Source organism: Streptomyces bohaiensis (genome assembly GCF_012033785.1).
In the GTDB taxonomy this organism is placed as follows: domain Bacteria; phylum Actinomycetota; class Actinomycetes; order Streptomycetales; family Streptomycetaceae; genus Streptomyces; species Streptomyces bohaiensis.
This window is the reverse complement of record NZ_JAAVJC010000306.1, coordinates 1-5,496: the sequence shown is the minus strand read 5'-3', so window position 1 is coordinate 5,496 and position 5,496 is coordinate 1. Positions and strand designations below refer to the sequence as shown.

The 5,496-nt window shown below is 74.4% G+C and carries 6 protein-coding genes; 3 read left to right on the top strand and 3 right to left on the bottom strand.

The annotated features are described in order from the left end of the window. Window positions 1-458: 458 nt before the first annotated feature. Window positions 459-695: a DUF397 domain-containing protein gene (locus HCN52_RS21495; RefSeq protein WP_168090099.1), complete on the top strand. Its 237-nt coding sequence runs from the start codon at window positions 459-461 to the stop codon at window positions 693-695. 315 nt (window positions 696-1,010) lie between these two features. On the opposite strand, the gene HCN52_RS21490 is transcribed toward HCN52_RS21495, so the two are convergent. Continuing rightward, window positions 1,011-1,490, bottom strand: a complete 480-nt coding sequence (locus HCN52_RS21490; RefSeq protein ID WP_168090098.1) for an ATP-binding protein — start codon at window positions 1,488-1,490, stop codon at window positions 1,011-1,013. Between the two features lie 265 nt (window positions 1,491-1,755). Between HCN52_RS21490 and HCN52_RS21485 the strand changes: the two genes are divergently transcribed. Both HCN52_RS21485 and HCN52_RS21480 read left to right on the top strand, forming a co-directional pair. Beyond that, on the top strand, window positions 1,756-2,655 hold the full coding sequence (locus tag HCN52_RS21485) for a Sco1979 family transcriptional regulator (protein WP_376767184.1): 900 nt from the start codon (window positions 1,756-1,758) through the stop codon (window positions 2,653-2,655). A gap of 56 nt (window positions 2,656-2,711) precedes the next feature. Next, window positions 2,712-4,184: an aldehyde dehydrogenase family protein gene (locus HCN52_RS21480; protein WP_168090097.1), complete on the top strand. Its 1,473-nt coding sequence runs from the start codon at window positions 2,712-2,714 to the stop codon at window positions 4,182-4,184. 121 nt (window positions 4,185-4,305) lie between these two features. Here the strand turns inward: HCN52_RS21480 and HCN52_RS21475 are convergent, their stop codons facing one another. Together HCN52_RS21475 and HCN52_RS21470 are read right to left on the bottom strand one after the other, a co-directional pair. After that, complete coding sequence (locus tag HCN52_RS21475; RefSeq protein WP_312876821.1) at window positions 4,306-4,737, bottom strand: nuclear transport factor 2 family protein; 432 nt, start codon at window positions 4,735-4,737, stop codon at window positions 4,306-4,308. A 202-nt stretch (window positions 4,738-4,939) separates the two neighbouring features. Beyond that, entirely contained in the window at window positions 4,940-5,245 is a 306-nt protein-coding gene (locus HCN52_RS21470; RefSeq protein WP_168090096.1) for a hypothetical protein, read from the bottom strand. Window positions 5,246-5,496: the final 251 nt, after the last annotated feature.

Sequence of the window (5,496 nt, the reverse complement as noted above, 5' to 3'; positions counted from 1 at the left end):
GCACCCGGTTCACCGGCGAGGACGGCGAGCGGCCTGCTGGTCCGCGTCCGGCCGGGGAGCGTGCGGGCGGTGGGCGTGCGGTGTGCGCATGTGGTCCGTCCTTGGTCCCGTTCGTCCCGGACCACAGTAGCCACGCCGCCGGCTCGCGCCAGGGGGCGCGACGCGGCGTCGCCGCCCGGGTTGCGGTGCGCCGGTGCCGGGCCCGGGGAGGGGGAGCGGCGCGCGTCGGCGAGGCGCGCGGACGGGGAGGCGGACGGGGGCACCCGGGCGGGAGTCACGCACGGTGACCGCGTGGTGTGCCCCGATTCGCACCGACTGTGACGGTCCCGCGACCCGGGGTCGTGCACGTGCAAACGACCGTGCATCTGCACCTGAACGGGGTTATGATCCGCAGAAGTTGAGCCCCCGGAACGGTTCCGAGGGCCCGTGGACCTTCCGCCTGACCAGGGGAGTGACCCGTGGCCGAGACGTATGACGCCCCGCTCGCGCACCAGCTGCGCGACGCCGCCTGGATCAAGAGCAGCTACAGCAACGGACAGGGCAACTGCGCGGAGTTCGCCCGCCTGCCGGGCGGCGACATCGCGATGCGCAACTCCCGTTTCCCGGACGGGCCGCAGATCGTCTACACCCGTGCCGAGGTCGAGGCCATGCTGCTCGGCGCCAAGGACGGGGAGTTCGACCACCTGCTCGTCTGACGGCGAGTGGGGTCACCCTACGGCGCACCGCCGCGGCGTCGCGTGTGGCGGAGGTCACCCCTGCGGTGGCAGGGTCCTGACCAGGAGGAACCACGGCCGAAGCCGCCTCGCGGCCCGTGTGTCGCCGGACGACACCGCACGCCGCTCGTCGGCTTCGCTCTCCGCTGGTCCGCTCCCGGCGTACGCCGCCGACGGGGGTCGCGCGACATGTTCGAACCGTTTCGGCCGGGTTCGTGCGCTGCATGGCGCACGGACCCGGCCCCCTGCGCGCACGGAGGACCCGCCACGGCGGCCCGGTGCAGGGGCCGGGCGGTGTCAGCCGAGCCGGAAGCTCGCCCAGACGACCTTCCCGAGCAGCCCGCTGCCGCGTGCGCGCCAGCCCCAGCCGTCGCTGAAGCACTCCACGAGCTGCAGGCCCCGCCCGCCCTCGTCCGAGAAGCCGGCCTCGTTGACCCGCGGCTCGCCCGCGCTGCGGTCGTGCACGGCGCAGACCAACCGCCGCGAGCTGCACAGCAGTTCCAGTTCGACCGGCGAGTCGCCGGGCCGGGGGCTGTGCGGTTCCGCGCCGTGCCGCAGCGCGTTGGTGACCAGCTCGGAGACGACGAGTCCCACCGAGTCGAACTGCTCGGTCAACCGCCAGAAGGCGAGGGTGTCGCGGGTGAACGTGCGGGCGGAGCGGACCGATTCGAGGCGGCCCGGCAGCCGCAGGGAGGCGGCACCGGCGAGGCTTCCGGGGTCGATGAGCGGGGCGCGTCGCTCTAACGGAGCGAGAACGGAGACTCCTTCGGTACCCATGGCGCGGCACTCCTGGCGTTCACGTGGCGATATCCACCGGACTGGGCCGAGGCGCGTGCCCCCGGCCACCCCCGTGAATCCGGCAAGGTCGTACAGACGCACCGACGCGCAGTGCGTATCGGTCATGCTTCCCAACGTCCCGCGCAAATGCAAGGGCAGATGCACGTGCACGGACAAAAATCGATCCTGTGTAACCGCGCAAGCACACAACGAAGCTCGGAGATGGCACACTTCGGCATGTCGGAACGTGGAAGGACCTGAGCACATGAGTACGCAGCCGTCGTCGGTGTCCGGTGAACCACCGAGCGGTGCCGAGGCCGGCGGCCCCATGGTCCGCCGCATCCTCCTCGGCGCGCAGCTGCGCCGGCTGCGGGAGTCGCAGGGCGTCACCCGGGAGGCGGCGGGCTACTCGATCCGCGCCTCCGAGTCCAAGATCAGCCGCATGGAGCTCGGCCGCGTCAGCTTCAAGCCGCGGGACGTCGCCGACCTCCTCACCCTCTACGGCGTCACCGAGGAGTCCGAGCGCGAGCCGCTGCTGTCGATGGCGCGCAACTCCGGCCTCGCCGGCTGGTGGCACAGCTACCACGACGTGCTGCCCGGGTGGTTCCCCACCTTCGTCGGCCTGGAAGAGGCCGCCAACGACATACGCACCTACGAGGTCCAGTTCATCCCCGGACTGCTCCAGTCCGAGGAGTACGCCCACGCCGTCGTCACCAGCAACTTCCCCGAGCTGACCCCCGCCGAGGTCGACCGCCGCGTCGGCCTGCGCATGGGCCGGCAGAAGCTGCTGCTCTCCGAGAACGCCCCGCGGCTGCACTGCGTCCTGGACGAGGCCGCGCTCCGCCGCGCCTACGGCGGCGCCGAGGTGATGCGCGCCCAACTCTCCCTGCTGGAGCAGCTGTCGGAGCGCGACAACGTCACCCTCGGGGTCGTCCCCTTCTCCCACGGCGGACACGCCGGGGTCGCCGGCGCGTTCGTCCTGCTGTCCTTCGCGGAGGAGGAGATCGCGGACGTCGCGTACGTCGAGGAACTCACCAGCGCCCTCTACCTCGACAAACCCGAGGACACCACCGCGTACCGCACGGCGTTCGACGGGCTCAGCGGAGCCGCGCTCGACCCGGCCGCCACGCGCCACCTCCTCCACGAGATCGCCGAACAGCTCTAGTATCGGCGGCAGATGGCGTCCCGCCATCGGTGAGCCGTAGCTGTGCTGGGGGCATCATGTCGCCGTTTCCCGCGTGGGTGGAGCCGTACACCGGTCAGCAGTTCATCGCGGGCGCCTGGCGCACGGGCAGCGGCGACTGGGACGTCGTCGACTTCGACCCCTGGACCGGCGAGAAGCTGACCGCCATCACCGTCGCCACCGCCGCCGAGGTCGACACCGCCTACCGGGCGGCCGAGCAGGCCCAGCGCGACTGGGCCGTCACCGGCCCCCACGAGCGGCGCAGCGTGCTGCTGCGCGCCGCGAAGGTCCTCGCCGACCGCGAGGCCGAGATCGCCGACGCGATGACCACCGAGCTCGGCGCCACCCGCTGGCGCGCCGCCCACGAGGTCGCGCTCGCCCGCGACTTCCTCGACGAGGCGGCCCAACTCCCGCTGCGCTCCGAGGGACGGGTGGTGCCCTCCAGCGTCGACGGCAAGGAGAACCACGTGACGCGGGTGCCGTGCGGCACCGTCTGCGTCATCGGCCCCGCCACCTTCCCGCTGCTGCTCGCGCTCAAGCCCGTCGCCGCCGCGCTGGCGCTCGGCAACGCGGTGGTCCTGAAGCCGCACCAGGCCGCGCCGGTCTGCGGCGGCGCCGTCATCGCGCGGCTGTTCCAGGAGGCGGGGCTCCCGGACGGGCTGCTGAGCGTCCTCACCACCGACGTCGCCGAGGTCGGCGACGCGCTGATCGAGCACCGTGTGCCGCAGGTGGTCTGCTTCACCGGCTCCGAGGAGAGCGGCCGCCACGTGGCGGCGGTCGCCGGGCGCAACCTCAAGCGCGCCGTGCTGGAGACGGGCGGCACCACCTCGCTCCTCGTCCTCGACGACGCCGACCTCGACCAGGCCGCCGGCGCCGCCGTCTTCAGCCGGTTCCTCGACGCCGGGCGGCTCTGCATGTCCGCTTCCCGCCTGCTGGTCGACGAGGCGGTGCTGGAGCCGTTCACCGAGCGGCTCCTGGCCCGGGTGACGGCGCTGCGCGCCGGTGACCCGCGCGACCCGGGCGTGCAGGTCGGCCCGCTGATGGCGGCGCGGGACGCGGAGCGGCTCGACGCCGACGTCCGCACGGCCGTCGCCGCCGGGGCGCGGCTGCTGACCGGCGGCGCGCGTGCCGGGAACCTGGTGCCGCCCACCGTGCTGACCGACGTCCCCGCCGACGCGGCGCTGCTGCGGCGGGAGATCTTCGGGCCGGTGGTGGTGGTGCGCGGCGTCGCCGGCGAGGACGAGGCGGTCCGCGTCGCCAACGCCACGCCCTCCGGGCTGAGCGGCGCCGTCTTCACGCGCGACATCCGCCGCGGGCTGCGGGTGGCGCAGCGGGTCGAGTCGGGGGTGGTGCACGTCAACGACGCCACCCTCGCCGACGAGCCGCTGGTGCCGTTCGGCAGCGAGAAGCGGTCCGGACTCGGCCGGTTGAACGGCGAGGCGATGGTCGACGCGTTCACCACCGCCAAGTGGATCTCCGTCCGCCACGGTCAGGGCACCTACCCGCTCTGACAACCGCGCCCCGTCGGCGGTCGGGGTTCGGGGGGCCGGGGTTCTCCGGGGGCCGGACCGGCTCCCCGGCCGGCGCCGCCCCGCGGCGGCACGGTCCCCGGTGCCCGCCGTGAGCGGGCGGTCAGCTCTCGTGGACCGGCGTGCCCTGGTGGTAGTACATCCGCCAGTCGTCGGACCCCGCCTGCCTGCGCCACAGCGAGCTGCGGCGGGCGTGCCGTCCGGCGTGGACGGTCTCGTAGGTCAGGTGCACCAGGCCGGGCGCCAGCTCCACGCCCCTCATCCCGCGCGGTCCGTCGCCGGCCTCGTGCGCACCGCCGTCCGGCGGGCCGCCGGGCAGGGCGGGCATCCGGGGGAGCGCGTCGAGCATCGCTGCCCGGTCGTAGCGGCGTCCGGACGCGCCGACCTCCGTGAACTCGGGATCGAGCAGTGCGGCGATCCGCTCGCGCGACCGCCGCACCTCGGGCCGCAGCAGCGCCATCTCGCCCGCCATCGCCGCGGCGACCGCGTTGCTCTCGCGGCCGTCGTCCGGCCGCTGTGCTTCCTCGTGCGTCACCCGGTCATCCTGCGCCGCTGCCCGCCCGGGCAGCAAGCAGGGGCGCGGGAGCCCGCGCCCCGTGTGGCCGGGCGTGCCGACACCCGGCGATCGCCCGTCGATCACCCGCCGCGCACGCACCCGCCCGGCGCCCGCCACCCGTGCCGCCGCGCCCGGGACGCGCGTGCCGGACGAACGCGTGCCGGACGAACGACCGCCGGGGTCAGCTGCGGCCGGCGGACGTGCCGAGGAGCGTGATCCGCCGACGGCCGAGGTACCGGGCGATGCCGTAGGCGAGGGCGGCGGCCAGCAGCACCGCGCCCGCCGCGTAGTAGAGGGTGCCGGCCGGGGGAGCGGTCGCGGCGGCGGAGACCTCCTCGCCGACGCCCCGCCCGGTGCCGGTGACCAGTGCTCCCGCCGCGCCGAGGGTCAGCAGGACCGCCAGCAGCGTCACCGTCAGGGAACGCAGTGCCGCTCGACTGTCGATACGCCGCCGTCGCCGGTCGGCGGGGGTGGTGTCGCTCGCCACAGGAACACTCCTCACCGTATCCATCACTTCTTCTTGCCGTCCGTGCCCGCGGGGAAGGGCCGTCGGGACCTCACCACAGGTGCTGCTACCCGGTGGGCGGCGCGCCACTCTGGGTACCCCGCAGATCACGCCGCAGCAGCGAACTTCTCCGGCCACTTCCGTATGGGCCGCGCCCGGGGCGCGCACGCCCGGCGCGGAGCAGCGCCCGGTGGTGGCCGTCGCCCGCGCACCCGTTGCGCGCCGACCGGCGC